Raw genomic sequence first — 23,876 nt, forward strand, 5'->3', positions numbered from 1 at the left:
TCAGACCGGGGTTTTGATGAAGCAAGCGCTTGTTACGCGAACTCCGCCAGTTCCGCCTCCAGCCCACGGCTGCGGCAGGCGGCGGTCAGGGTGTTCAGCAGCAGCACGGCGATGGTCATGGGGCCCACGCCGCCCGGCACGGGGGTGATGGCGCCGGCCACGGCGGCCGCCTCGTCATAGGCGACATCGCCCACCAGGCGGGTCTTGCCGGCGGCCGCCGCCTCGGGATCGCGGGCGGGCACGCGGTTGATGCCCACGTCGATGACCACGGCGCCGGGCTTCACCCAATCGCCTTTCACCATCTCAGGCCGGCCGACGGCGGCGACCAGGATGTCGGCGGTGCGGCACAGCGCGGGCAGATCGGCGGTGCGGCTGTGGGCGATGGTGACGGTGCAGTCGGCCTGCAGCAGCAGTTGGGCCATGGGCTTGCCCACGATGTTGGACCGGCCCACCACCACAGCGTGCTTGCCCGTCAGGCTGCCCAGATGGTCCTTCAGCAGCATCAGGCAGCCCAGCGGGGTGCAGGGAACCATGCCGGGCAGGCCCACCGCCAGGCGTCCGGCGTTGACGACGTGGAAGCCGTCCACGTCCTTGTTGGGGTCGATGGCGGCCAGCACGGCGTTGCTGTCGATATGGGCCGGCAGGGGCAACTGCACCAGGATGCCGTGGATGGCGGGATCGGCGTTCAGGCTATGTACCAGGGCCAGCAGGTCTTCCTGCGTGGTGCTGGCCTCCAGCCGGTGGGTGACGGAGTGCATGCCGGCGGCGTGGGTCTGTTCGCCCTTGTTGCGGACATAGACCTGGCTGGCCGGATCCTCGCCCACCAGCACCACGGCCAGACCGGGCTTCAGCCCGTGACGGGTGATGAGGTCGGCGACCTTGGCGCCGATGCGTTCCCGCAAGGCCGCAGCGAATGCCTTACCATCGATGATGTGCGCCATGACTTCCTCCGCCAGCGAAACCTGAGAATTGCGCGGGGACATTAGCCGCAGCGCACGGTGCCGCCAATCCCTTGGGCTCAAAAGCCTTCCGAACCCTGCCATGCGGCGCCGTCGGTCCCCTCGGCACCGTGACAAGGCTATTGCCAGGCGTTTTTATATTTGACGTATAAATTCATATTTGATGTGCTGATTACCAGCCGGGCCGCACGCCGGCACAAAGAACACCCTGGGAGGGGACATGTCGGACGGCCGCGCGCATCCGCATCAGCACCAAGCCGCACAGCCGAAATGGGCGATTCCCATCGCCCTGATCGTCAGCCTGTTTTTCCTGTGGGGCGTGGCCAACAATCTGAACGACGTGTTGATCGCGCAGTTCCGCAAGGCCTTCGACCTTCAGGATTGGCAGTCCGGTCTGGTGCAGTCCGCCTTCTACCTGGGCTATTTCTTCTGCGCCATGCCGGCAGCCCTGTTCGCCCGGCGCTACGGTTACAAGGCCGCCATTGTACTTGGCCTGGCGCTCTACGGCATCGGCGCGCTGCTGTTCTATCCGGCGGCCGAACTGCGGGCCTACAGCGCCTTCCTGGGCGCCCTTTTTGTCATCGCCAGCGGCCTCGCCTTTCTGGAAACCTCCGCCAACCCGCTGATGACCGTGCTGGGCGACCCGGCGGGGGCGGAGCGGCGGCTGAACCTGGCCCAGGCCTTCAATCCCCTGGGCTCGGTCGCGGGCGTCCTGGTGGGGCGGCAGTTCATCCTGTCCGGCGTGGAATACACGCCCGAGCAGTTGGCCACCCTGTCGCCGGAGGCGCTGGCCCGGTTCCGGGATACGGAGGCCATGGCGGCCCAATCCTCCTACCTGGTGCTGGGCGTGTTGGTCCTGCTGTGGGCGGTGGTGGTGTTCACCGTGCGTTTCCCCACCCTGACCGACGGGCCGGAGGAGGAGACGAATGAGGCCGTGCCCGCCGAGGGCGGCTTCCGCCGCCTGCTGCGCCATCGCCATTTCCTGTTCGGCGTGGTGGCGCAGTTCTTCTACGTGGGCGCCCAGGTGGGGGTGTGGAGCTTCCTGATCCGCTATTCCCAGCACGCCCTGCCCGGCACGGGGGAGAAGACGGCCGCCGCCTACCTCACCCTTTCCCTGGTGGCCTTCATGGCCGGGCGCTTCGCGGGAACGGCCCTGATGGGCCGCGTGTCGGCGGAACGGCTGATGGGCGTGTTCGCCGCCATCAACGTCGCGCTGTGCCTGGTCGGGGCGTTTGGCGGCGGCTGGCTGGGCCTGGGCGCCATGATCGCCACCAGCTTCTTCATGTCCATCATGTTCCCCACCATCTTCGCCCTGTCGCTCCGCGGCCTGGGGCCGCTGACCAAGCTGGGATCGTCCTGGCTGGTCATGGCCATCATCGGCGGCGCCGCCATCCCCGTGGTCATGGGCCGTGTGTCGGACATGGCCAGCATCGCCGTCGCCATGGTGGTGCCGGGGGTGTGCTTCGCCGTCGTCAGCGCCTTCAGCCTGGCGGGGCGCGCGGCGCCGGTGGGCGAGCGCGATGAGCGCCTGAAGATCGTGGCCACGCACTGAGGGCGACCGGCATGATCGATGCCCACCAGCATATCTGGCGCCTGGGCCGGCACGGGCACAGTTGGCCCACCCCCGACCTGGCGGTCATCCACCGCGACCATGAGGTGGCGGACCTGGAAGCCCTGGCCGCCCCCCTGGGCATCACCGGCAGCGTGCTGGTGCAATCCCAGCCCTGTGATGAGGACACCGATTTCCTGCTGCATGAGGCGGCGCGCCAGCCCTTCGTCCGGGGTGTGGTGGGCTGGGCGGACATGAAGGCACCGGACGCGCCCGCGCGCATCGCTGCCCTGGCCGCCCGCCCCAAGATGCGGGGCCTGCGTCCCATGCTGCAGTCCCTGCCCGTGGACTGGATCGCCGATCCATCCATCGACGCCGCTGCGCGCGCCCTGGTGGCGCATGGCTTGAGCTTCGACGCCCTGGTCCTGCCGCCCCACCTGCCCGCCTTGCTGGACTTCGCCCGCCGGCACCCGGATTTGGCCATGGTGATCGACCACGGCGCCAAGCCCCCTATCGCCCGGCGCGAGATCGACGACTGGGCCGCCAGCATGCGTGACCTGGCCGCCTTGCCCCAGGTCCACGCCAAGCTGTCCGGCCTGCTGACGGAGGCTGGCGACCGAACGTCGGCCGACGCCCTGAAACCCTACGTGGACATCCTGCTGGACGCCTTCGGCCCCGACCGCCTGATGTGGGGCAGCGACTGGCCGGTGCTGAACCTGGCGGGCGATTACGCCGGCTGGCTGGCCATGGCGTGCGATCTGGTGCCGGCCGAGGTGCACCCGGCGGTGTTCGACGGTACGGCGCAGCGCTTCTACCGTCTCTAAAGCACCTCCTCCACCAGCCGCGCACCCCATTCGCCCAAGCGCTCGTCCAGGCCGCGATGGCGCCAGGCCTCGGGCTCTATGGCCCGGGCGTGGGTCAGGTCATGCTGGAACATGGCCTCCATCTCCTGTCCGAAGCCGGCGCCCAGGACCACGGCGTTGATCTCGTTGTTGAAGGCGACGCTGCGCCAATCGAGGTTGGAGGAACCGACGGTGGACCAGTCGCCGTCGATGACGGCGGTCTTGGCATGCAGGATGGCGTCCGCATATTCGTAAATATGCACGCCGGCAGCCAGTAGGTCGCTGTAATAGCCGCGCCCCGCCATAACCGACAGGGGGCTGTCGCTGGGCCCCGGCACCAGCACGGTGACATCCACGCCCCGCCCCGCCGCCTGCCTCAATGCCCGGGCCAGATCCGGCGTCGGCACGAAATAGCCGGTGGTCAGGTGGATGGACTTGCGGGCCAGGGTGATGGCCACCAATAGGCTGCGGTAAATCAGCGGCCGGCCCTCCGTCGGCGCGCCGCTCAGGGCCTGAAGGACGATATCGCCGGGGCGGGTCCGCGGCACCGGTGGCGGCGCGTTCAGGGCCGGGGTAGCGTCCGGCCCCTGGGCCTGGCGCTGCTGTTCCCAGGTCTCGGCGTACAGGCGCTGGAACTCCGCCACCACCGGGCCGGCGATGCGCACGTCGGTGTCGCGCCAGGGGCGCTGTTCCGGATCCTGATTCTCAGCGCCCGCGCCGGCGTGATGGCGGCGATCATACACCTCACTGATGTTCACGCCGCCCACGATGGCGACGGCGTCGTCCACGATCAGCAGCTTGCGATGGTCGCGGCGGTTGACGTCCAGGGTCAGCAGGGTGGCCGGGTCGACCGGGTTGAACACCAGCAGGTTCACCCCACCCTGGCGCAGACGGTCGAACACCTCCTTGGGCGTGTCCTGCGAGCCCCAGGCGTCATAGATCAGGTTGACCTCGACGCCTTGCGCCCGCTTGGCCACCAGCTTCTCCGCGAAGCGGGATCCCTCCACCCCATCGAACTCATAGCTTTCCATGTCGATGCGGGTGCGGGCGCCGTCGATGGCGGCGTCCATGGCGGCATAGGTCTCGGTGCCGCTGCGCAGCAGGGTGACGCTGTTGCCGCCGACGAAGGGCGCGCCGCCGATGATCTCCCCCTGCCGGCGCAGCAGATCCAGCCGGCTGGTCGCGTCCGCCGTGGCCAGCGCCCGGGCGATGTCGGGGTCGGCCGAGGGCAGCGTGGCGCAGCCGGCGAGGCCGCTAACCAGGGCAAGGGCGATGAGGGCGGTTTTGACGAAGCTTAGGCGGGGCGGCATGGCCGGATCGTGCCACCGCCACCGCCGGCCGGCCATTGCGACCAGCGGCGGGGCGGACCCGATTTCCGGCTTATGCGGGTGAGTACACCGGCTTATGCCGTCCAGCCACCGTCGATCACATGGATGGCGCCGGTGGTGAAGGATGAGGCGTCGCTGGCCAGATACAGCGCCAGTTCCGCGATCTCCTCCGGCCGGCCCAGGCGGCCCATGGGCTGGCGGGCGACGAAGGCGACCTGCGCGGCGGCATAGTCGCCGGTGGCGGCCAGGCGTTCATCCAGCGAGGGGGTCTGCACCGTACCGGGGCAGATGGCATTGCAGCGCACGCCCCGGCCCACGAAGTCAGCCGCCACCGCCTTGGTCAGGCCGATGACGGCGGCCTTGGTGGCACCGTAGGCGAAGCGGTTGGGCACGCCCTTGATGGAGCTGGCGACCGACGACATGTTGACGATGCTGCCCCTGCCCGCCTCAAGCATGCTGGGCAGGAAGGCGCGGATGGTGCGAACCATGGCCGTGACGTTCAGGTCCCAGGAGAAATCCCAGGAAGCCGCATCGCACTCCAGGATGGTGCCGGCGTGGACGAAACCGGCGCAGTTGAACAGCACGTCGATGGGGCCGACCTCGGCCGCGATCGCGGCCACATCCGCGTCACTGCGCACGTCCAGCCGGTGGGGACGGCAGCCCGCCACCTCGGCCAGCTTGTCGGTGTTGATGTCGGTGGCATGGACGGTGGCCCCCTCGCGCGCGAACAGTTCCGCCGCCGCCCGGCCGATGCCTTGTGCCGCCGCCGTCACCAGCGCCGTTTTGCCTTCAAGACGTCCCATGTGAGTCTTCCCTTGTTCCTCAAGCGCCGGCGGGGCATCCGCCCCTTGGCTATCCTCGTTCCGCCCTGCGGTACTCACTTCGGGGCCCGCAGTCGCGGGCCACCAGCGGGGGTGAGACTAGCCCACCCCGCTGGCTTACGCAGCCCGCGTGGGCAGGCAGGCGGGGCCCACCGGCTCGAACGATTTGTAGGTCAGGATGAATTCCTGATGGCCCAGGGCCTCGGACACGGTGCGGTCGCCCGCCGCCGCCGCCTCGACCAGGCCCAGGATTTCAGCCCCCACCTCATCCAGCGTGGCCTTACCTTCCAGGATGCGGCCGGCATTCACGTCCATGTCCTCCGACAGCCGGGAGTAGGTCTCCGGATTGGCGCAGACCTTGATAACGGGGGAGATGGCGGAACCGACGACGGAGCCGCGGCCGGTGGTGAACAGGATGAGGTGGCTGCCCGACGCGATCAGTTCCACGATCTCCGCGTTGTCGGAAATGTTGGGGAAACCGAAGCGCGGCTCCCCATCCGGCACCACGTCCATCAGGTACAGGCCGCCCGACGGGGGGATGTCGCCCGGCTTGATCAGGCCGCTGATGGGGGAGGAGCCGGACTTGGAATAGGCGCCCATGGACTTCTCTTCCTGGGTGGTCAGGCCGCCCTCGGCATTGCCCGGGGCGAAGCTGCCGAAGCCCATAATGGTGTAGTAGCGCTCCGCCTTCTGTACGCAGGCCTCGATCTCGGCGCCCAGTTCCGGCGTCACGGCGCGGTCGGACATGATGCGCTCACAGCCTACCAGTTCGCCCGTCTCCTCGAAGATGCAGGTGGCACCGGCCTCGACCAGCCAGTCGAAGCAGCGTCCCACAGCCGGGTTGGCGGTGATTCCGCTGGTGCCGTCGGACCCGCCGCAGATGGTGCCCACCACCAGCTCATGCCGGGCCATGGGCACCACCGGCGTCTGGTCGGCGATGGCCTTCAGGCGGGCCACGGCGGCGCGCCCGGCCTCAATGGTGGCCTTGGTGCCGCCGGCCTGCTGGATGACCAGGGTTTCCACCGGCCGGCCGCTGGCCGCCACCGCCTGGCGCAGGGCCTCACGGTTGAAGCTTTCGCAGCCCAGCGATAGCAGCAGCACGCCGCCCACGTTGGGGTGGGTGCACAGCTTGGTCATGATCTGAAAGGCGTAGCTGTTGGGATAACAGCCGGGGAAGCCGATCAGGTGCACGTCCATGTCGTCGCAGAGCGTGACGATGCGGCGGGCCACATGGTGGGCGCATTCCACCAGATAGGCGACCACGATGACGTTGCGGATGCCCTTGCGCCCGTCGCTTCTCAGAAATCCACGCATCTCAGCCATATCAGTGGCCCCCTTCGCTGCCGCCGACCACCTGTCGTGTATGGCTGGCGATGTAATCGCTTTTCATGTTGTGCATGTGGACATGGCCGCCGACGTCCACAGTGGCGGTCATGGAGCCGATGGGCGCGCCGTATTTCAGCACCTTGTCGCCGGCGGCCAAGGCTCGGCGGGCCAGCTTATGGCCCACGGTCACGTCCTGGGTGGCGGTGACCCGGGCGCCGTCGATGTCCAGGGCGTCGCCGGCACGGATGGCGGCGCGGACCACCAGCACGTTGTCATCCGGATGCAGCAGGATGAGGGGGGAGATGGGCGTGCTCATGCGGCTTTCGTTGTATTGGGGGTGGGAACGGGGGCGTCCGGATGCAGCAAGCCATCGGCGCGCAGGGCCTGCCACAACTCCGGCGGAATGACGGTGTCCATCAAGGCCCGGGTTTGGGCCACCTGGGCCGCATCCGCCATGCCCGGGATGACGCTGGCCACCACCGGATGGGCCAGGGGAAACTGCAAGGCCGCCGCCGCCAAAGGCACGTCGAAGCGGTCGCAGGCCGCCTCCAGCCGGCGCACGCGATCGATGATGGCGGCGGGTGCCGGCTCGTAATTGTAGTACAGCGGCGCGGCCCCCCGGGTGCCGTTCACCAGGATGCCGGAATTGTAGGGGCCGCCGACGATGACCCTCACCCCGCGGGCGGCGCAGGCGGGAAAGAAGGCGTCCAGCGCCGTCTGCTCCAGCAGGGTGTAGCGGCCGGCCAGCAGCACGACATCGAAGTCGGCATGGCCCATCGCCTCCAGGCACACCTGCCACTCATTGACGCCCAGGCCGATGGCGCGCACCGCCCCTTGGTCCCGCAATTCCCGCATGGCGCGGTAGCCGCCGTCCAAGAAACGGCGGAAATGAGCAGTGTGGTCGTCACCGTGGGTGGCAGTGCCCAGGTCATGGGCCAACAACAGATCGATGCGCTTCCGCCCCAGCCGCCGCCGGCTTTCAGCATAGGAGCGCATGACGCCGTCATAGCTGTAGTCGAACACCGGCTCATACGGTGCGGCGTCAGCAAAGCCGTGCCTCATCGGGCTCGCGCCCGCGTCGACCGGGACCAGCACCCGCCCCACCTTGGTGGAGACCAGCAGCTCTTCACCGGGGTCCAGCTCCGCCAGCACAGCACCGAGGCGGCTCTCGCTGAGACCGAAGCCGTAATGGGGGGCCGTGTCCAGATAGCGGATGCCGGCGGTCACCGCCGCCGTTACGGCGGCGCGGGCCGACGCCTCCGTCACCGGCTGGTACAGGTTGCCGATGGCCGCGGCGCCGAAGCCCAGTGGGGGCAAGGGCGGACATGTCGGGCTGAAGGAAGAAGATGAGTCCATCGGGGGCCTTCCCAGGGCGGGGCGACTTTCCATTCATATACGAAATCACCTTCCGCATATAAAATCGCCGTCCGCATTCCGTAAGTCAAGGCGCCTCACGCCATCTCTTGCCCGGCGGGCAGCCTGATGGCATAGCCGGAGAGCCGCAAACCCAGCCCTCAGGCCCAGGCCGGATTATCCATGACCACCCTTCCTGATGATACCGTGCCCGACCTCGACGCCACCGACGGGTTGACCGGCGACGGCGCGGCGGAAGCCGTGCGCAAATACCGGGCGCCCGCCTTGGAGAAGGGCCTGGACATCCTGGAGCTGATGGCCAGCCACGGCGCGCCCATGACGCCGTCGCAGATTTCCGCCCGGCTGGGCCGCTCGGTCAGCGAGCTGTTCCGCATGATCCAGGTGCTGGAATTCCGGGGCTATATCGCGCCGGCGGCAGCGGCCGATGGCTATGAGCTGACCAACAAGTTGTTCACCCTGGGCATGGCGCGGGCGTCGGTGCGCACCCTGCTGGAGGCGGCCCTGCCCCTGATGCGCGAGCTGGCGCTGGCCATCGGCCAGTCCTGCCACCTGGCGGTGGCCTCCGACGACCAGATGGTGGTGGTGGCGCGCGTCGAGAACCCTGGCCACCTGGGCTTCTCCGTCCGTCCCGGCTATCACCGCAGCCTGGTGGAGGCCACGTCCGGCATGGTGCTGTACGCCTTCCAGCCGCCGCACACCCAGGCCCTGTGGCACGCCATGTTGGAACGCGCCGTAGGGCCTGACCGGGTGGCCTCTTTCGCCGCCCGCGCCGACGCCGTGCGCGCCCAGGGCTATGCCCAGGCCGCCAGCGACTACGCCCTGGGTGTCATGGACCTGTCCGCCCCCGTCATCGGCGGCACCGGGGCGGCGGTGGCGGCACTGACCGTGCCCTTCATGCAGCATACGCCCCTGGTCCGTTCCTTGGCGGAAGCCATAGGCATGGTGCAAGCCACCGCCCGGCAGATCGCCCAGGACCTCACGGAACGGGCGTGAACCGGCCCGCACGGGATGGCCGGCATGCACGCGCCCAGGGCTGTGACAGGGCCATGGTTTATGCTAGACCCGGGCAACTTCCTTCCAAATAACACCCGCATGCCTTGAGGAATCGTTCGCCGTGACGTCGCAGCCGACCCCCGCCCCCCATAGCCCCTACGTCCTGGTCCTGACCTGCCCCGACGTGAAGGGTGTGGTGGCCGCCGTCTCCAGCTATCTGGCCGACAACGACGCCTCCATCACCGAATCCAACCATTTCAACGACCAGCTGACCAACAGCTTTTCCATGCGCACGGCCTTCCGGCCGGACGGCCCGGGATTCCCAGACCTGGACAGCCTGCGCCAAGGCTTTCAGTTGATCGCCCGCCGCTTCCGCATGGACTGGCAGCTGGTGGACATGACGGTGAAGCCCAAGGTGGTGATCGCCGTGTCCAAGTTCGGCCATTGCCTCTACGACCTGCTGCACCGCGCCCGCTCCGGCTCCCTGCCCATCGACATCCCGGCCGTCATCTCCAACCATGACGACATGCGGTCCTTCGTGGAATGGAGCGGCATTCCCTACCACCACCTGCCGGTGAAGGGGGACAAGGCAGCGCAGGAGGCCGCGTTCATGGACGTGGTGAACCAGGCCGGTGCCGATCTGGTGGTGCTGGCCCGCTACATGCAGATCCTGTCGGCCGACCTCTGCGGCCAGTTGGCAGGCCGCTGCATCAACATCCATCACTCCTTCCTGCCCAGCTTCAAGGGCGCCAAGCCCTACCACCAGGCCCACGCCCGTGGCGTGAAGCTGATCGGCGCCACCGCCCACTATGTGACGACCGACCTGGACGAAGGTCCCATCATCGAACAGGGTATCGAGCGGGTGGACCACACCCAGACGCCGGAAGACCTGGTGGATATTGGCCGTGACATCGAATGCGCCGTGCTGGCCCGCGCGGTGCGCTGGCATATTGAACGCCGCATCCTGGTGACGGGGCAGAAGACCATCGTGTTCAGCTGAACGAAAAGGGCGGGACAGCCAGTTGGCCGTCCCGCCCCTCATCTTCCAGCGCCACTACGAATTAGCGGGGCGTCACGCTGGTGCTGGTCGAGGTGCCGCCCGAGGCGTTCACCTTGGCCGAGGCGCCCCCGGCGGACACACTGTCCTGGGTCTGGATCCTGGCCTGATCGTTGGCGGACACGCCGGACCTGCCGGCCGAGACGCCGGCGCCGCCGGTGGTGCCGGTGGAGATGTCGGCGCCACCGTTCAGCGGGCTCGGAGCCTTGGCGGCGCCTACGGCCGTGGTGCTGGTGCTGCCAGTGGTCTGGGTCGTACCGGCGGCGGTACCGTTGGTCACGCCCATGGCGCCGGCGGTGGTGCCGTTCTCGACCTCCTGGGTGGTGGCTGCGGCGCTGGCGGCGGTGTTGCCGGCGGCGTTGGCGTTTGCCTTGGCGGCATCGGTCGCGGCGTTGGTGGTGTCCTGCGCCGTTACGGCGGCGCTGTCCTTCACCCGGCCGGTGGCGGCGGCGGTGCCGCTGGCGGCGCGGGGGGCGGCCTGGGCGTTCAAGCCGGCCATTGCATTCTGCTGGGCCCCCAGGTTGACGCCGGTGGCGGTGTTCAGGGTGCTGTTGGCGCCACCGGTCACGGCACCGGCGGCGTGGCCGCCGATCAACTGCGCGTTGGCGGCGCCGGCCAGCAGGGCGGCGACAGCCACGCCGCTCAGGAGAAGACGGGTATTCATGGTGTTCCTCCGTATCGCAGTGCGGCAAGCGCCTTCAAGTTTTCCGCGCCTGCCCTTGCTACGGATGCCAGTTCATTACCCAATGATGGCGGCAATTTGGCAAGGGAATGGATTCTATTAGCCTAGTGTGAAGGCCATAACGGCCGTTCATTCAAAATATTCGCGCGCTATTAAAAATGAAGTTGGGCCAGAGTCGGTCTCCACACCTACCGACCTTACGCGAATTTTCAAGAGCGTAGCTATGAGAAAGGACGGGACGTCCCGGGGACATCCCGCCCTGCTTTCGCCGGCCACAAGGACTGGTCACACCAACGGCGCTCAGCGCGGCGTGCTGGTAGTGGTGGTCGTGGTGCTGGTGTTGCCGTACCCGTCCGTCTGGGTGGACCGGCGTTCCACCACGCTACCGTCCGGCGTCTCCACCTTGCTGCCGCTGCGCGTGACCTTGGTGCCATCCGGATAGGTCGTGGTGGTGGTGCGGGATTTGGTGACACGATCGTCATCGGAGCCGGTGACCGAGCTGTAGGAGGTCTCGGTCGATTGGGTGGTGCCGGGCGCCATCATGTCGGGCGCGGGCGGCTGTACCGTGGTGGTTTCGGTGGTGGTGGTGGTGCGGGATTGGGCCACCGGCACCGCGCTGGTGGTGACGGTGCGGGTCGTGGTCGTTTCGGACTGGGCGCAGGCCGCGCTAGCCAGAAGACTGGCCAGGGCCGCGCCGCTCAGAAGAAGACGGGTGTTCATGATTATTCCTCCATTGCGTTATGGCGGGCATTGCCTTATGGCGAGCGTCATTCATTGAAATCATCGCGCCCGCCTTACTACGGATTTAAATTCTATCTTTGAATATGACCAGATTCTGGCAGATAATTGGAATAAATTTGCTGCTATATTATTATAGCCACATATGTTCAGGGCATATTCAAATATCAATAAATAAAAAAAAGGCAGGACATCCGCCGGGACGTCCTACCCTTCTTTACCCAGGACACTATTCTGGAGGATACATCACACCGTGACGGGCGTCAGCGCGGCGTGCTGGTCGTCGTGGTGGTGCTGGTGGAATTGCCGTTGCCATCGGTCTGGGTCGATTGGTGCTCCACCGTGCTGCCGTCCGGGGTCTCCACCTTGCTCTTGCTGCGGGTGGACTTGCTGCCGTCCGGATAGGTGGTGGTCGTGGTCTTCGACTTGGCCGTGCGATCATCGTCCGAACCAGACTGGGAGCTGTAGGTCTCCGTCGACTGGGTGGTGCCGGGCATGGCCGCATCCGGGGCCGGGGGCTGCTGCGTGGTGGTTTCCGTGGTGGTGGTGCGCGACTGGGCCACAGGAACGGCCGTGGTCGTCGTGGTGCGCGTGGTGGTGGTATCGGACTGGGCGCATGCCGCACCGGCCAGAAGGCTGGCGAAAGCCACGCTGCTCAGAAGAAGACGGGTATTCATGATTATTCCTCCGTATCTGCGTACGGCGGGCATCACATGAAACGATGCGCCTGCCTGTTACCGACCAGAGTTCATCCTCGTAATATGGCCGGAATTTGGCAATAATCATGGTTCTATTTGCTTAACCCCTTCGCGGACGCAGGGGTATTTTAAAATGGATAGGAGAATCGATGGGCGGCATATACTCCTCATGCCGCCCGAATGATGAATTGATCACTTAGCCATCAGGGATAGACGGCGGTCAGCCATTCGGCCAGCAGCGCCGGCTTTTCCTGACCTTCGATTTCAATGGTGACGGTGCGGGTCAACACCCAGCCGCCGCCCTTTTCCTCAACCGAGTCCACGGTCTGGCGACTGCGCAGGCGCGACCCGGCCGGCACCGGGGCCAGGAAGCGGATCTTGTTGAAGCCATAGTTCACGCCCTTGCCGGCGTCGCGCACCACCAGCGTCTGGTCGCTGAAGACGGCCAGCAACGACAGGGTGAGGAAGCCATGGGCGATGGTGCCGCCCAGCGCCGCCGTGGCACGCGGCACGTCGACATGGATCCATTGATGGTCGCCGGTGGCGTCGGCGAAACCGTTGATGCGGTCCTGAGCGATCACCACCCAGTCGGAGTAGCCCAGGTCCCGCCCCACCAAGGCGGGCAGGTCGGCCATGTCCACGGTCAGCATTCTGTTTCCCTCATCGTTGTTGGCGCGCCAAGGGTATCCCGTGACAACGGGGGTGCCGCGCGCGGTGGCAGGATGCCAAATTGGCGGGGCAAGGGCACGGACTATGCAATTCCGCACGCGCACCGTTCGCCTACCATGTGCATTCTCCTTTGTGGCCCCGCCTTTGGCCCGCCCCGACCAACGGACCATCCATGACCGCAACCGCCTTGCCCGACGATATCGCCCCGGACGAGCGAGAGCCCAGCCGGTCGGTGTGGGCAGAGTTCCGCCGGGGTTTGGCTGCCATGGCGCCCATCCTGCTGGGCGTGACGCCCTTCGCCCTGGTGCTGGGCTCCCAGGCGGCGATGAAGGGCCTGAGCCCGCTTGAAGTGGCGTTGATGTGCGGCCTGAACTTCGCCGGCGGGTCGGAATTCGTGGCCATCGAGCTGTGGCGCAGCCCGCCGCAAATCGCGCTGATCGCCGGCATGACCCTGCTGGTCAACTGCCGCCACCTGCTGATGGGGGCGTCATTCGCCCCACATCTGCGGCGCCTGCGCCCTTGGCAGGCGGCGCTGGTGCTGTTCGTCATGGCCGATGAGACCTGGGCGCTGGGCATGGACGACGCCCGCCGCCGCATGGCCGTCACCGGCCGGCCGGGCATCAGCCTGCCTTACTATGCCGGCCTCGCCGTCTCCCTCTACATCGCCTGGGTGGCGGTGACGGTGCTGGGCGCCGTGGTAGGGCCGGTGCTGGGCAACCCGCACGCCTATGGCTTCGACATGGCCTTCACCGCCGTCTTCCTGGTGCTGATCCGCGGCATGTGGAAGGGCTGGCGCCGCGCCCTGCCCTGGCCGGTCAGCCTGGGCGTGGCTGCTGTCACCCATCTGGCGGTGCCGGGCGCCTGGTATGTGCCGGCCGGCACGCTGGCCGGCCTGGCTGTCGCCTATTTCGTTGCCGGCACTGAAACCCGGGAGGCCGCGCCGTGAGCGACTTCGCCCGCTATTTCGCCCTGGACGTCCCGTCGCTGCTGGCCATCCTGGCCATGATGGCGGTGACCTATGCCACCCGCGTCACGGGATACCTGGTGCTGCGCAACCGTACCCTCAGCCCCCGCGCCACCGCGGTGCTGGAAGCGGTACCGGGTGCCGTGCTGATCTCCGTCATCGCGCCGGCCTTCACCACCACCAATCCGGCGGACCTGCTGGGCCTGGCGGTGACCCTGGCCATGGCCTGCCGCTTCCCCATGCTGCCCACGGTGATCGTCGGCGTGGCCGTCACCGCCCTGTTGCGCCATATGCTATGAAGTGGGGCGGCCGTCGCTAAACGGTTGAACCCCAACCGCGTCGTTGGCATCCTTCCCGCCCAAGGCCTATGGGGGAAAAGCATCATGATCGAACTCGTCATCGACCAGCGGCGGCGCGACTTGGGCGGGTTCGAGGTCGGGCGCATCCTGCCCGTGGCCCAGCGCCGCCATGTCGGCCCCTTCGTCTTCTTCGACCACATGGGCCCGGTGGACTTCCCCAAGGGCATCCCGCTGGAGCGGGACGTGCGCCCGCACCCGCACATCGGCCTGTCCACCGTCACCTACCTGTTTGATGGTGAGATCATGCACCGCGACAGCGTGGGCTCCGAACAGGCCATCCGCCCGGGCGAGGTCAACTGGATGACCGCCGGCAGCGGCATCACCCATTCCGAACGGTTCGAGAAGGCGCGGGCCGAGGGCGGCGCGCTGCACGGCATCCAGGCCTGGGTGGCCCTGCCGGAAGCGGATGAGGAGACCGACCCCAGCTTCCATCATTACGGTGCGGACGACCTACCCACCTATGAGCATGGCGGGCTGTGGGCCCGGCTGGTGGCGGGTGAGGCCTTCGGCGCCAAGGCCGGGGTCAAGACCCACTCCCCCCTGTTCTATGTGCACTGGGTGCTTCAGCCCGGCACCAAGGCGCAGTTGCCGGCCGAGTATCCGGAGCGCGCGGCCTATGTCGCCGTCGGCTCGGTGGAGGTGGAAGGCAGAACGGTGGAGGCCGGCCACATGCTGGTGTTCGCCCCCGGCCAGCCGGTGCTGTTCACCGCCGTCACCCCCGCCGTGGTCATGCTGCTGGGCGGGGAGCCGCTGGGCGACCGCTACATCGACTGGAACTTCGTCTCCTCGCGCAAGGAGCGGATCGAGCAGGCCAAGGCCGACTGGCGCGCCGGCCGCATGAAGCTACCGGACCTGGACGACAAGGAATTCATTCCGCTGCCGGGGTGATGAATTGAGCGACACCGTAGCGATTTTGTGGCCGGTACTTAGCAGCTCACTACTTTCAGGGTTAGGTGCTGGCTGGCTTACTTATCTCTTTACCTTGCGCCGCGAGCGGGAGGCCGATTGGCGCAAGATGAAATTCGAACAATATCAGGAATTTACCTTAGCCTTCTCAGGTATAATAGAAGGAAGGAATGGAGACTCTGCGGTACTGGCAGCGGCCCTTCGGCGATATGCAGACGCATATAATTCCATGCAGATAATAGCCAGTCCGCGCGTGTTGGAAGCGATGATCGCGCTACAGTCAGAAATTTCCGAGAAGAACGCCAATCGAGACTATGATAATGAATATCAGCTAGTCGATCGCCTATTTAAGGCAATGCGCTCAGATATTCATCCCAAATTAGCCAAAGCAGATATGAAGCTGCTAGGTGTTATTGGAACGCCTAAATCTGACCCAACATAAACAATAACAGCTAAATCCGCACGGCACTGACGACGATGCCGTCCTCATCGGCATAGAGCCAGGCGCCGGGCGTGAACTGCGCACCGCCGAAGGACAAGGGCACGTCCACCTGGCCGGCGCCGGTCTTGGTGCTTTTCTTCGGGTTGGTGCCCAGCGCCTTGATGCCCAGGTCGATGTGGGCCAGGGCCACGCTGTCGCGCACGGCGCCCCACAGCACCAGGCCGGCCCAGCCGTGCTTGAACGCCAGGCCGGCGATGACGTCACCCACCAGGGCGGTGCGCAGCGAGCCATGGCCGTCCACCACCAGGACGGCACCCTCGCCCGCTTCGGACAGCGTATGCTTCAGCAGGGCGTTGTCCTCATGGCAGCGCACGGTCCGGATGGGCCCGTGGAAGGACGCCCGCGCCCCAAAGGAGCGGAACTGAATCTCACAGCTTTGCAGGCTGTCCTCATAGGCATCGACCAAGTCGGCGGTGCGATGGGTCATACCGCCCCTCCCTTCCCTGCCAAGGTTTCTCCTTATCCTAGCGCATTTTGGCCGTCACGGCAGCGGCGAGGATGGAACCGCGACCACACTCTTAAGTGACTACATGGATGTGTATACTGCAGCGGTAAGGTCTGGTGCCGGATTGGGGAAATCAAGGCCGGCGTTGGACCAGGAACGGTGGGGAATTCCCGTGGCTTATTCCGTCTATGTCTTGGTGGTGCTGGTGCTGGCCTATGTGCTGGCCTTCATTGACCGCCAGATCTTGACCCTGCTGGCGGTGCCGATGAAGGCCGATCTGGGCCTCAGCGACCTGCAGCTCAGCCTGCTGCAGGGCCTGTCCTTCGCCTTGTTCCTGGCCGTTGGCGGCCTGCCCATCGGCCGCCTGGTGGATCGGCGGCGGCGCACGGCGGTGCTGGCCGCCGGCGTCGCGGCTTGGAGCCTGTTCACCGCGGCCTGCGGCTTGGCGCGATCCTTTCCAGCCCTGTTCCTGGCGCGCGTGGGCGTGGGCTTCGGCGAGGCGACCATGGTCCCGTCGGCCTACTCCCTGATCGGCGACCTGTTCCACGGCCGCCGGCTTGGTCTGGCCATCGGCCTGTACAACATGGGCCCTTATGTGGGGGCCGGGCTGGCCCTGATCCTGGGCGGACTGGTGCTGCACCATCTGCCGCCGGATGTCGTGCTTCCCCTGCTGGGCAACCTGCGCGGCTGGCAGGTGGTGTTCCTGCTGCTGGGGCCCGTGGGCCTGCTGATGGCGCTGTGGGTCGCCACCGTGCGGGAACCGGAGAGGACGGGCGCCGGGGCGCGCACCGCCCCCAACTGGGCCGAGGTGCGGGCCTACTACCGCGTCCATGGCGTCAACGCCCTGCTGGTCAACCTGGCCGGCACCTTCGCCGCCATGGCGCTGTACAGCCTGGGCGCTTGGCTGCCGCATCTGCTGGCCCGCATCCACCACATGAAGCCGCTGGACATCGGCCAGGGCATGGGCTGGCGCCTGATGGTGTTCGGCGCCGGCGGCGCCTTGCTGGCCGGCATCTTGGGTGACCTCCTGCGCCGGCGGGGCTTGGTCCAGGGACGCCTGGTCGTGATGATCGCCGGCGCCGCCGCGTCTTGCCTGCTGCTTTACCCCGCCCTGCGCGCGCCAGACGGCGCCGGCGCGCTGGCATGGCTGGGGCCGTTGATCGGCTGCATGACCTTGGCCATCGGCTCCAGCCCCCCGGCCTTGCAGGAGATCACCCCCAACCGCCTGCGCGGGTTCCAGCACGCCGTGGCGGCGCTGATCGCCACCCTGCTGGGCCTGGGCGCGGGCCCGTCGGTGGTGGCGCTGGTGACGGACAAGGTGCTGCGCGACGAAAGCCGGCTGGACCTGTCGCTGCTGCTGACCCTGCCCGCCATGCTGGGCGCCTGCATCGTGCTGGCGCTGATCGCGTGCCGCCGCTACGCCACCAGCCTGGCGGCCATGGCGTCAACCGATGAAACGGTGCCAGCGGCCGGCCTTTCCCTTTCAGGGGCAAGCGGAAACGCCACAACCTGAGAAATCTATTTTTGTGGGAAACTCCCGCAAAAAGATGTATGAGGAGGGACATCTTTTATGCGCGCATAGGTTGTCGCGCCAGCCCTGGAGAAGAGCATGTACAACACCGCCACCTTCCCTGTGCCGGACGGCACCACCATCAAGATCAACGGTTTCACCAATTCCGCCTATTGGGCCCAGCGCATCGTGATCGAGGTCACGGGCCAGGCGCCCATCACCTGGAACGGCACCGGCGCCCAGAACAACAAGCTGGTGGGCCAGGTGGTGATCCCGCCCGGCAACGGCCGGCAGGTCAGCATCACCATGTCCTATGATCCGGGCGGCGGCTTCGCCCCCTCCACCGTCGTGAAGATCCCCTTCGACGACCCCAGCCTGACCGGCTTCGTCATCGGCGGCCAGGATGCCGGCGGCCGCCCCAATGGCCCGGCCAGCTGGAACACGGTGGCCTTCGTCTACTGGGCCAAGGGTTACTGAGTCGTTGATATGCAAAACCCCGGATGGCGAACCATCCGGGGTTTTTAGTGCTGCCTCAACGCCGGGTGCCGCCGTCCGGCGGACGCAGTCGCGTCCTACAGCGACATGAGGTGTGCCCCATGTCGCTGCCAAAGGTATCAGGCCGCTTCGCGGTTCTGCGCCAGGCGGTCCAGCAGCGCGTCCTGCTGGTCGATCAGTTCCTGTGGCGTGTCGCCGCCGAAGCGGCCGAACAGCTCGGACTGGTCACGCAGTTCCGTTTCGGCCTCAACCTCGTCCACCGCCATGACGACGTCGAACTGGTCGCGACCGAAGTCCAGGCCGTGCCAGGTCAGGTCTTCATAACGCGGCGTCAGGCCGAACAGGTTCTCTTCCGTCTCCACGACGCGGCCGCGCACCCGGTCCACGATCCACTTCAGCACCCGCATGTTATCGCCGAAGCCCGGCCAGGCGAACTTGCCGTCCTGGTCCTTGCGGAACCAGTTGACGCGGTAGATGCGCGGCAGGTCATTGATCTTGTTGCCCATGTCCAGCCAGTGGCGCCAGTACTCCGCCATGTTGTAGCCGCAGAAGGGCAGCATGGCGAAGGGATCGCGGCGGATGGCGGCCTGGCCCACGGCGGCGGCGGTCGCCTCCGACCCCAGGGTCGCCGCCCAGTACACGCCCTCGTTCCAGCCGCGGGTCTCGAACACCAGCGGGAAGGTGCGCGACAGGCGACCACCGAAGATGAAGGCGCTGATGGGCACGCCGGCGGGGTCCTCCCAGGCCGGATCGATGCTGGGGCATTGGCTGGCCGGGGCGGTGAAGCGGGCGTTGGGGTGCGCCGCCTTGCGGCCGCTGGCGGGCGTCCAGTCCTTGCCCTCCCAGTCGATCAGGTGGGCTGGCGGCGTCTCGGTCAGGCCCTCCCACCACACGTCGCCGTCATCGGTCAGGGCGCAGTTGGTGAAGATGACGTTGGCGTGCAGGGTCAGCAGGGCGTTGGGGTTGGACTTCAGGCTGGTGCCGGGCGCCACACCGAAGAATCCCGCCTCCGGATTGATGGCGCGCAGGGTGCCGTCCGGCGCCGGCTTGATCCAGGCGATGTCGTCGCCGATGGTGCGCACCTTCCAGCCGTCGAAGGCGGCGGGCGGCACCATCATGGCGAAGTTGGTCTTGCCGCAGGCCGAGGGGAAGGCGGCGGCGACATAGGTCTTCTCGCCCTCCGGGCTTTCCACGCCCAGGATCAGCATATGCTCGGCCAGCCAGCCCTCCTCGCGCCCCAGGGATGACGCGATGCGCAGCGCGAAGCATTTCTTGCCCAGCAGCGCATTGCCGCCATAGCCGGAGCCATAGCTGATGATCTCATGCGTCTCGGGGAAGTGGACAATGTACTTGTGCCGGGCGTTGCAGGGCCAGGCCACGTCCTTCTGGCCGGCGGCCAAGGGCGCGCCCACGGAGTGCAGGCACTTCACGAAACCGCCGTCACCCAGCTGGCGCAGCACCGCCTCGCCCATGCGGGTCATGATGCGCATGTTCACGGCGACATAGGGGCTGTCGGACAGTTGCACGCCGATGTGGGAGATGGGGGAGCCCAGGGGTCCCATGCTAAAGGGCACCACGTACAGGGTACGGCCGCGCATGCTGCCCTTGAACAGGCCCTGCAGCGTCTGGCGCATCTCGGCGGGATCGGCCCAGTTGTTGGTCGGGCCGGCCTCTTCCGCCGTCGGGGTGCAGATGAAGGTGCGGTCCTCCACCCGGGCCACGTCGCCGGCATCGGACCGGCAGAGGAAGGAATTGGGCCGCTTGGCCGGGTTCAGGCGGATGAAGGTGCCTTGGGCCACCATCTCTTCGCACAGCCGGTCATATTCCTCCTGGCTGCCGTCGCACCAATGGACCGCCGCCGGCTGGCAATGGGCGACGACCTCATCAACCCAGTCCAGCAGGGCCCGGTTGGTGGTGGGCGCGCCGGTGGAGCCGGCCAGGGGGGAGCCGGTCAGGGCGGAGGACCTCGTGACGGAGCTGCTCATGGAAATATTCTACCTTTCGATCCGCGAAACCGCTGGCGGTTGGCCCGGCGCCGTCCCGGCCTGCCTGGCCCGGAAGGGGCGCCGGCCATCGACGGAAGCGTCAGGTTCGCAGCATCGTTCCCGGGGGCCGGCAGGGTGTGGGCACAGCCGATGGCAAATGATGCCGCGCCGCTTCCATCGGCGCAGACGGTCATGATTGGTGTGGGGCGTTGAAGGGCGCGACGGCCGACCGTTGATAGGTCAACTATATGCGCATGCCTCCCTGGCACCGGACAGGCCGGGTGCGGCAGGGGGATCGCCCCGCGGACGGGATCGTCGATGGATTCCGTGGGTGAAGGTCATTGTGCGCTACTCCCCGAAGTTGAGTACAGGTGGGCCGGTCTTTGCCGCCAGCTCCACCCTCAGAATATGGCCGGCCCTGTCGCCGGGCGCGTGCCTGATCCATCTTCTACCGCCGCGCCACCGGATGTCCAGTGGCTTGGCTGTGTCAACGGCGGCCACGCCGGCTGGGAAGTCTGGCCGCCTTTATCCAAGGTATTAACATCATGGCGTATCCGCCAGCATCCGCACAGTCGCCGGGTCACGCCGATAGACCATGAGGACGGACAGCAAACCGCAGAAGGCGGCGGCGGCCATCCACAGGCCGGGCGCGGCCCTGTCGTCCGTCAAATCGATCAGCCAGGTCGACACCAGCGGCGTAAAGCCGCCGAACAGCGCCGTGGCCAGGCTGTAGGCCAGGGAAAACCCAACCGTCCGCACCTCCGGGGGCATCACCTCCGTCAGGGCCACCAGGGCCGCCGCATTGTAACTGGCGTAGAGGAAGGACAACCACAGCTCGGCCACCAGCATGGTGCCGAAGCTGACGTCATGGACCAGCCAGTTCAGCACCGGATACGCCGTCAGCATGGCCAGGATGGTAAAGGCCATCAGCAGGGGCCGGCGGCCCACCTTGTCGGACAGCGCCCCCATCACCGGCAGCCAGATGAAATTGGACAGGCCGACGCAGAAGGTAAGCAGCAGGCTTTCCCCGGCATCGAGCTTCAGCACGCTTTTGCCATAGGTCGGCGCGTAGACGGTGATGAGGTAGAAGGACACCGTCGTCATCACCACCATCATCATGCCGGCCAGCACCAGCCGCCAGTTCGCGGCGATGGACCGGACGATCTCCCGAAAGGTGGGACGATGCCGCCGGTGCTGGAATTCCGCCGTCTCCTCCAGCGAGCGGCGGATGACGAAGATCACCGGCACGATCAGGCAGCCGATGAAGAAGGGTATGCGCCAGGCCCAGTCGTGGATTTGCTGCGGCGTCAAAAACCGGCTCAGCCCATAGCCAATGAGGGCGGCGGCCATGATGGCCGCCTGCTGGCTGGCGGATTGCCAGCTGACGTAAAAGCCCTTGCGGCCCGGTGTGGCCATTTCCGACAGGTAGACCGAGACACCGCCCATCTCCACCCCGGCGGAAAAGCCCTGCAGCAGTCGGCCGATCAGCACCAAGGCGGGGGCCAGCAGCCCGATGCTGGCGTACCCGGGCACGAAGGCGATCAGCACCGTGCCCAGCGCCATGATGGCCAACGTCACCACTAGGCCCTTGCGGCGCCCGATCCTGTCGATGTAGCTGCCCAGGATGACGGCACCCACCGGCCGCATCAGGAATCCGGCGCCAAAGGTGGCAAAGGTCAGCATCAGCGACGCGGTGTCGTCGCCGCTGGGGAAGAAGGTGCTCGCGATGTAGGGCGCGTAGAAACCGTAAAGGAAGAAATCGAACATCTCCAGGAAGTTGCCACTGGTGACGCGCAGCACCGTGGCCAGCCGGGACGGCTGCTTGGCATTGGAACTCGGCATAGGGGCGATCCTCAGCGGGGGGCTGCGGTGGCGGGCACCAGCCCGGATTTGGTGATCAGCGACGCCGCGTCGGGCGAGGACAGAAATGCGATCAAGTCCTCGGCCGCCTGCGTTTCGCGCGTTCCGGCGACGATGCCGATGGAAAACGGCGTCACCTTCTGCGCCTCATCGGGCAACGGCCCGACGATGTCGATGCCGGACAGCGGCAATAATTCGCTGATCTGCTGGAAGCCGATCTCCGCCTCGCCGCGGGCGACGACGTTGCCGACCGGCTCCGCCGGGATCATCCGCGCCTTGCCTTTCATGGCGTCGGCGATGCCCAGGCGCTTGAAGAGGACCGTCGATAGGAAGACACCGCTGGCGCTGTCGGAATAGGCAACGGACTTGGCGTCCAGCAGCACCTTCTTCAATGACGCCACGGTCGAGATGTCCGGATGGGGCGCGCCGGCCTTCACGGCCAGGCCGATCTTGGACAGGGCCAGGACCCTGTGGTCCAAATCCATCACCTGCCCCGCCCGCACCAGCGTTTCAAGGCTGTCGCCCACCATGATGACGACATCGATATCCTGATGCTGCCGCAGCCGATTGGGGATGGCTTCCGGCGTGTCGCCCATGGACGGGCCCCATACGGACACCAGCGTATTCCCGGTGCGCTTCTCGAACTCAGGCGCCAAGGCCTTGTACGCGGCGGCGAAACCACCGGAACTGGCGACGTGCAGTTCCGCGGCGCTGGCCGGCAGCGGCGACAACGCCAGCAGCAGGGCGAACGCACGCGACATGACGCCGCCCGCGGAACGCGGGACACTTCCAGTCATCACCGTCTCCTCCGGTTTTCATATCGCCGCCATTGTGGAATGCCGGGAACCGGACAGGAATTGCATTTATCTTCTCAATTAATAATTATTACGCATCAATTGGAGTGTATGGCATGCGGCTGGATTTCGAGTTCGGGGAGGTGCTGGCCTTCGTCACGGTGGCGCAAACGCTGAACTTCCGCGCGGCGGCGGACAGGCTGCACCTGTCCCAGCCCGCGCTGAGCCGGCGGGTGGAGAAGCTGGAGGCGGCGCTGGAAATGCGCCTGCTGGAGCGCACGACGCGCAAGGTGGAACTGACAGAGGCCGGCCGCCAATTCCTGAACCACGCCGTCGTCATCCTGGAGGAGTTGGAATTAGCGCGCGCAAGCATGGTGGCGCGCGCCAGCCGGGCCAAGCAGCTGGTGACGGTGGCCTGCGTGCCCTCCGTGGCCAACCACGTATTGCCCGACATCCTGCGCCTTTACGCACAAACCCATCCGGGGGTCCGGATCCGCATCATCGATGAAAGCGCCGGCAAGGTGCTGGATGCCGTGATGGAGGGCGAGGCCGATATCGGGATCAGTTTCCTGGGCGCCCAGAACGCGGAGGTGGATTTCATCCCCATCCGCAGCGAACCCTATGTGCTGGCGGTGCGCCGGGACCATCCCCTGGCGGCTGCTGCGGCAGCCCGCTGGGACAGCCTGGAGGCCGAACGCCTGATCGCCGTCTCGCTGAACAGCGGCAACCGCATCCTGATCGAAAACGTGCTGGCCGGCCTGCCGCGGCGACCCACCATCCATTATGAGGCCAACCATGTCGCCGGGGCGCTGGGCCTCGTGTCGGCCGGACTGGGGGTGGCGGTGCTGCCCGGCCTGGCCCTGGCCAATAACGCCTACCCGGCGCTGGTGGGCATACCGATGCGGGATCCTGAGCTCAGCCGCACCCTGGGCCTGGTCACCCGCGCCGGGACGCGGCTAAGCCAGCCCGCGTCCGCCCTTCACGACCTGATCTTGCGAAAGATCGGCGAATAGCCGCCCC

Annotated in this window: 25 protein-coding genes; 11 read left to right on the plus strand and 14 right to left on the minus strand. The window is 66.8% G+C overall.

The annotated features are described in order from the left end of the window. Positions 1-32: 32 nt before the first annotated feature. Positions 33-941, minus strand: coding sequence for a bifunctional methylenetetrahydrofolate dehydrogenase/methenyltetrahydrofolate cyclohydrolase FolD (folD, locus tag Y958_RS25315; RefSeq protein WP_088875232.1), 909 nt, complete (start codon positions 939-941; stop codon positions 33-35). A gap of 238 nt (positions 942-1,179) precedes the next feature. Between folD and fucP the strand changes: the two genes are divergently transcribed. Together fucP and Y958_RS25325 are read left to right on the plus strand one after the other, a co-directional pair. Then, complete coding sequence (fucP, locus tag Y958_RS25320) at positions 1,180-2,511, plus strand: L-fucose:H+ symporter permease (protein ID WP_088874673.1); 1,332 nt, start codon at positions 1,180-1,182, stop codon at positions 2,509-2,511. Between the two features lie 11 nt (positions 2,512-2,522). Then, positions 2,523-3,332 (plus strand): amidohydrolase family protein, encoded by an 810-nt coding sequence (locus Y958_RS25325; protein ID WP_088874674.1) that lies wholly within the window; start codon positions 2,523-2,525, stop codon positions 3,330-3,332. Here Y958_RS25325 and Y958_RS25330 read toward each other — a convergent pair. The 5 genes from Y958_RS25330 to Y958_RS25350 form a co-directional block, all read right to left on the minus strand. After that, entirely contained in the window at positions 3,329-4,660 is a 1,332-nt protein-coding gene (locus Y958_RS25330; RefSeq protein WP_186291487.1) for a phospholipase D-like domain-containing protein, read from the minus strand. The genes Y958_RS25325 and Y958_RS25330 overlap by 4 nt on opposite strands. A 92-nt stretch (positions 4,661-4,752) precedes the next feature. Beyond that, positions 4,753-5,481 (minus strand): SDR family oxidoreductase, encoded by a 729-nt coding sequence (locus Y958_RS25335; RefSeq protein ID WP_088874676.1) that lies wholly within the window; start codon positions 5,479-5,481, stop codon positions 4,753-4,755. Between the two features lie 135 nt (positions 5,482-5,616). After that, entirely contained in the window at positions 5,617-6,822 is a 1,206-nt protein-coding gene (locus Y958_RS25340) for a UxaA family hydrolase (protein ID WP_088874677.1), read from the minus strand. 1 nt (position 6,823) lies between these two features. Continuing rightward, a complete protein-coding gene (locus Y958_RS25345) occupies positions 6,824-7,141 on the minus strand; it encodes a UxaA family hydrolase (protein ID WP_088874678.1) in 318 nt (105 codons plus the stop codon). Then, positions 7,138-8,181, minus strand: coding sequence for an aldo/keto reductase (locus Y958_RS25350; RefSeq protein ID WP_088874679.1), 1,044 nt, complete (start codon positions 8,179-8,181; stop codon positions 7,138-7,140). Before Y958_RS25350 ends, Y958_RS25345 begins: the two co-directional genes overlap by 4 nt. Positions 8,182-8,361: 180 nt before the next feature. Between Y958_RS25350 and Y958_RS25355 the strand changes: the two genes are divergently transcribed. Both Y958_RS25355 and purU read left to right on the plus strand, forming a co-directional pair. Beyond that, positions 8,362-9,192, plus strand: coding sequence for an IclR family transcriptional regulator (locus Y958_RS25355; protein WP_088874680.1), 831 nt, complete (start codon positions 8,362-8,364; stop codon positions 9,190-9,192). A 121-nt stretch (positions 9,193-9,313) separates the two neighbouring features. Continuing rightward, the gene (gene purU / locus Y958_RS25360; protein WP_088874681.1) at positions 9,314-10,192 is read left to right on the plus strand and encodes a formyltetrahydrofolate deformylase; all 879 of its coding nucleotides are present in this window, start codon (positions 9,314-9,316) and stop codon (positions 10,190-10,192) included. A 61-nt stretch (positions 10,193-10,253) separates the two neighbouring features. Here the strand turns inward: purU and Y958_RS32890 are convergent, their stop codons facing one another. From Y958_RS32890 to Y958_RS25380, 4 genes are all read right to left on the minus strand, one after another. After that, on the minus strand, positions 10,254-10,913 hold the full coding sequence (locus tag Y958_RS32890; RefSeq protein ID WP_088874682.1) for a hypothetical protein: 660 nt from the start codon (positions 10,911-10,913) through the stop codon (positions 10,254-10,256). Positions 10,914-11,231: 318 nt separating this feature from the next. Then, positions 11,232-11,651 (minus strand): hypothetical protein, encoded by a 420-nt coding sequence (locus Y958_RS25370; protein ID WP_088874683.1) that lies wholly within the window; start codon positions 11,649-11,651, stop codon positions 11,232-11,234. Between the two features lie 281 nt (positions 11,652-11,932). Beyond that, complete coding sequence (locus tag Y958_RS25375; protein WP_088874684.1) at positions 11,933-12,346, minus strand: hypothetical protein; 414 nt, start codon at positions 12,344-12,346, stop codon at positions 11,933-11,935. Between the two features lie 224 nt (positions 12,347-12,570). Next, complete coding sequence (locus Y958_RS25380) at positions 12,571-13,017, minus strand: MaoC family dehydratase (protein ID WP_088874685.1); 447 nt, start codon at positions 13,015-13,017, stop codon at positions 12,571-12,573. 191 nt (positions 13,018-13,208) lie between these two features. Between Y958_RS25380 and Y958_RS25385 the strand changes: the two genes are divergently transcribed. From Y958_RS25385 to Y958_RS31585, 4 genes are all read left to right on the plus strand, one after another. Then, positions 13,209-13,982 carry an AzlC family ABC transporter permease gene (locus Y958_RS25385; RefSeq protein WP_186291488.1) on the plus strand — a complete coding sequence of 258 codons (774 nt, stop codon included), beginning with the start codon at positions 13,209-13,211 and terminating at the stop codon, positions 13,980-13,982. Then, positions 13,979-14,299, plus strand: coding sequence for an AzlD family protein (locus Y958_RS25390; RefSeq protein ID WP_088874687.1), 321 nt, complete (start codon positions 13,979-13,981; stop codon positions 14,297-14,299). Before Y958_RS25385 ends, Y958_RS25390 begins: the two co-directional genes overlap by 4 nt. An 84-nt stretch (positions 14,300-14,383) precedes the next feature. After that, entirely contained in the window at positions 14,384-15,247 is an 864-nt protein-coding gene (locus tag Y958_RS25395; protein ID WP_088875233.1) for a pirin family protein, read from the plus strand. A gap of 4 nt (positions 15,248-15,251) precedes the next feature. After that, the gene (locus Y958_RS31585; protein WP_145727617.1) at positions 15,252-15,707 is read left to right on the plus strand and encodes a hypothetical protein; all 456 of its coding nucleotides are present in this window, start codon (positions 15,252-15,254) and stop codon (positions 15,705-15,707) included. A gap of 10 nt (positions 15,708-15,717) precedes the next feature. On the opposite strand, the gene rraA is transcribed toward Y958_RS31585, so the two are convergent. Then, on the minus strand, positions 15,718-16,194 hold the full coding sequence (gene rraA, locus Y958_RS25400) for a ribonuclease E activity regulator RraA (protein WP_088874688.1): 477 nt from the start codon (positions 16,192-16,194) through the stop codon (positions 15,718-15,720). Between the two features lie 190 nt (positions 16,195-16,384). Here rraA and Y958_RS25405 point away from each other — a divergent pair, with 190 nt between their 5' ends. Next, on the plus strand, positions 16,385-17,725 hold the full coding sequence (locus Y958_RS25405; protein WP_244909599.1) for an MFS transporter: 1,341 nt from the start codon (positions 16,385-16,387) through the stop codon (positions 17,723-17,725). 96 nt (positions 17,726-17,821) lie between these two features. Continuing rightward, positions 17,822-18,199, plus strand: coding sequence for an SRPBCC family protein (locus tag Y958_RS25410; RefSeq protein WP_088874689.1), 378 nt, complete (start codon positions 17,822-17,824; stop codon positions 18,197-18,199). 137 nt (positions 18,200-18,336) lie between these two features. Here the strand turns inward: Y958_RS25410 and Y958_RS25415 are convergent, their stop codons facing one another. From Y958_RS25415 to Y958_RS25425, 3 genes are all read right to left on the minus strand, one after another. Then, positions 18,337-20,202, minus strand: coding sequence for a phosphoenolpyruvate carboxykinase (GTP) (locus Y958_RS25415; protein WP_244909600.1), 1,866 nt, complete (start codon positions 20,200-20,202; stop codon positions 18,337-18,339). 543 nt (positions 20,203-20,745) lie between these two features. After that, entirely contained in the window at positions 20,746-22,044 is a 1,299-nt protein-coding gene (gene tcuC, locus Y958_RS25420; RefSeq protein ID WP_088874690.1) for an MFS transporter, read from the minus strand. An 11-nt stretch (positions 22,045-22,055) separates the two neighbouring features. Next, positions 22,056-22,823, minus strand: a complete 768-nt coding sequence (locus Y958_RS25425) for a substrate-binding domain-containing protein (RefSeq protein WP_244909601.1) — start codon at positions 22,821-22,823, stop codon at positions 22,056-22,058. Between the two features lie 149 nt (positions 22,824-22,972). On the opposite strand from Y958_RS25425, the gene Y958_RS25430 reads away from it, so the two are divergent. Continuing rightward, complete coding sequence (locus tag Y958_RS25430; protein ID WP_088874692.1) at positions 22,973-23,869, plus strand: LysR family transcriptional regulator; 897 nt, start codon at positions 22,973-22,975, stop codon at positions 23,867-23,869. The last annotated feature ends 7 nt before the right edge of the window (positions 23,870-23,876 follow it).

Source organism: Nitrospirillum viridazoti CBAmc (genome assembly GCF_000730165.1).
GTDB classification, from domain to species: domain Bacteria; phylum Pseudomonadota; class Alphaproteobacteria; order Azospirillales; family Azospirillaceae; genus Nitrospirillum; species Nitrospirillum viridazoti.